This is a genomic window from Bartonella sp. ML70XJBT, from assembly GCF_028618425.1.
In the GTDB taxonomy this organism is placed as follows: Bacteria; Pseudomonadota; Alphaproteobacteria; order Rhizobiales; family Rhizobiaceae; genus Bartonella.
In genome coordinates, this window is record NZ_JAQISX010000065.1 from 1 (window position 1) to 2,680 (window position 2,680).

The 2,680-nt window shown below is 41.9% G+C and carries 1 pseudogene; it reads right to left on the bottom strand.

Annotated elements, in window-relative coordinates:
• Positions 1–2,680 (bottom strand): annotated as a pseudogene (locus tag PVV65_RS09460) (hypothetical protein); the annotation flags it as partial.

Below are 2,680 nucleotides of genomic sequence, written 5' to 3' on the forward strand. Positions count from 1 at the left end.
CACTCCCATCATCCTTAACTGTCTTTACCTTGAAGCTTGGTGCTATCCACTGACCATTCTCATACTTAGCTCCACCTCCAAAATAGCTCGCTAACGTATTATTCATCGAATAAAGTTGAGAACCATTCACTGCATCAGTCGACGTTTCTGTAAGCGCTCCTGATTTTACACCTGTAAGGGTCCGTGCAGCATCACCACTATTAGCAATGTTAATGCTGGTACCTCCTTTTTCCGCTCCTATCTTGATAACCTTGCTCTCTTCATCCTGCTTAACAAGACTATCACTAACAACATTGTTGATGTGATTATTAATATCCGTAACAGCATTCGTCACTTCATTATGAAGATTGCTAAAAGATGTACCAACACTCGCAAAGGCTTTGGCTACATTATCATAGCTCTGTTCTTCAACCTTACCACCATCAGCACTTACTGTATTAACCTTAAAGCTTGGAGCCGTCCACTGACCATTCTCATACTTAGCTCCACCACCAAAATAGCTCGCTAATGCATTGTTCATCGAATAAAGCTGACCGCCCGTAACCGCATCCGTGGAATCTTTAGTGATACTACCATTGGCAAGTGATGTAATCTTGCTATTCGTTTTGCTACCTTCTTTGCCATGCTCTGCAACAAACGCACCTTTCGTGCCATCCCACAACAAAGCATCACTTTGAACTGCGTTGATCTCTTTGCCAATATCATCCTTAATATTCGCAAACTGATCTTTAACTTTCTCAAATGAATCTCCAACACCTGTAAAGGCAGAGGTTACATCAGTATAAGTCGTGTCAGTAACATCACCATTGTCGTTGAAACTCTTAAAATGGAATGTAGGCGCAACCCACTTGCCATCTTCATAGCTTGCGTCACCACCCAATGTCTTTGCAACACCACTCCCTAGAGCATAGAGCTGTGAACCATTGATCGCATCCGTGGAATCTTTAGTGATGCTACCATTCGCAAGAGAGGTGATCTTGCTGTTCTTCTTGTCAGCATCAGTTCCATGGATCGCTACAAAAGCATGATCATTATCACTCCATAACAAAGCATTTTGCTTAATCGTATCTGAAAGATCACTCGTATTTTTTGCAATCTCCTCATGAAGTTCTGTGAATGAACGATCAACACCACCAAATGCATCTGCTACACTCTGATAACTCTTATCCTGAACTGTATAAGTCGGCGCAATACTTTTCAATACATCTGCACCACCTCCTAAGAAATTCGAAGTATTCTCAGAAACCGTTTTAAGATCATTCGTTACTGTCGTAACATTTTGATTGGTCGCAAAAAGTTGAGAACCATTCACTGCATCAACCGATGTTTCTGTAAGCGCTCCTGATTTTACACCTGTGAGGCTCCGTGACGCTCCATCAGTATTCGCAAACGTAACTTCAGTTCCACTCTTTTCACCTCCAACTGCAATAACATGTGTCTTCTCATCTTGCTTAACAAGACTCTCTCCCACAACTTGGTTAATCTCATTCTTAAGCTCTTTATGAATATTCGTGAAAGAACTTCCAACACCTTCAAAGGCAGCTGCTACACTATCATAGCTCTGCTCTTCAACCTTGCTGCCATCAGAACTCACTGTATGAACCTTAAAGCTTGGTGCTGTCCATTTGCCTTCTTTATACTCAGCACCACCACCAAAATAGCTCGCTAACGTATTGTTCATCGAATAAAGTTGAGAACCATTCACTGCATCAGTCGACGTTTCTGTAAGCGCTCCTGATTTTACACCTGTGAGAATCCGTGACGCTCCATCAGTATTCGCAAACGTAACTTCAGTTCCGCTCTTTTCACCTCCAACTGCGATAACATGTGTCTTCTCATCTTGTTTAACAAGACTATCACTAACAACATTATTGATGTGATTATTAATATTCGTAACAGCATTCGTCACTTCATTATGAAGATTTGTAAAAGAACTTCCAACACCTTCAAAGGCAGCTGCAACACTATCATAGCTCTGCTCTTCAACCTTACCACCATCAGAACTCACTGTATGAACCTTAAAGCTTGGTGCTATCCATTGACCATCCTTATATTCAGCACCACCACCAAAATAGCTCGCTAATGCATTGTTCATCGAATAAAGCTGACCGCCCGTAACCGCATCCGTGGAATCTTTAGTGATACTACCATTGGCAAGTGATGTAATCTTGCTATTCGTTCTTGCTCCTTGTTCGCCATGCTCTGCGACAAACGCACCTTTAGTACCATCCCACAACAAAGCATCACTTTGAACTGCGCTGATCTCTTTGCCAATGTCATCCTTAATATTTGCAAATTGATCTTTAACTTTCTCAAATGAATTTCCAACACCAGTAAAGGCAGAGGTTACATCAGTATAAGTCGTGTCAGTAACATCACCATTGTCGTTGAAACTCTTAAAATGGAATGTAGGAGCGACCCACTTCCCATCCTCATAGCTTGCGTCACCACCTAAAGACGTAGCAACACCGCTCCCTAGAGTATGAAGTTGATTACCAGCTACTGCATCACTTGAACCAGAATTAATATCTCCATTGGCAAGTGATGTAATCTTGCTATTCGTTCTTGCTCCTTGTTCGCCATGTTCTGCGACAAACGCACCTTTAGTACCATCCCACAACAAAGCATCACTTTGAACTGCGTTGATCTCTTTGCCAATGTCATCCTTAATATTCGCAAA